The following is a 306-nucleotide window of genomic DNA, read 5'->3' on the forward strand; positions in this document are numbered from 1 at the left end:
CTTGCGCGGTATTCAGGCCCGAGAGCGTGAGACCCGCCACCGCCGCGCTGCTCAGCGCGCCGATTTGCGTGGACGACAGCGCCGACGCCGAGTTCGACGTCAGCGAGCCCACCTGAGCCGACGTAAGCACAGCGACCTGGGCGGTCGTGAGCATCGCCGTGGTCAGCGAAGCGACGCTGGTGCCCAGCGCCGCGACGTTCGCCGTGGAAATCGCCTGCGTCTGCGCCGTGCTCAGCGAGCCCGAGAGGCTTCCGAGCTGGGCCGTGGACATGGCCGCCACCTGCGCCGTGGTCAACATCGCCGTGC

General features: G+C 70.3%; 1 protein-coding gene. It reads right to left on the minus strand.

From position 1 onward, the window contains the following. Positions 1 to 271, minus strand: a 271-nt coding sequence (locus U5782_RS41470) for a hypothetical protein (RefSeq protein ID WP_322049651.1), incomplete at its 3' end; no start/stop codon positions are given. Between the last annotated feature and the right edge of the window lie 35 nt (positions 272 to 306).

Source organism: Paraburkholderia sp. J67 (assembly GCF_905220265.1).
In the GTDB taxonomy this organism is placed as follows: Bacteria; Pseudomonadota; Gammaproteobacteria; order Burkholderiales; family Burkholderiaceae; genus Paraburkholderia.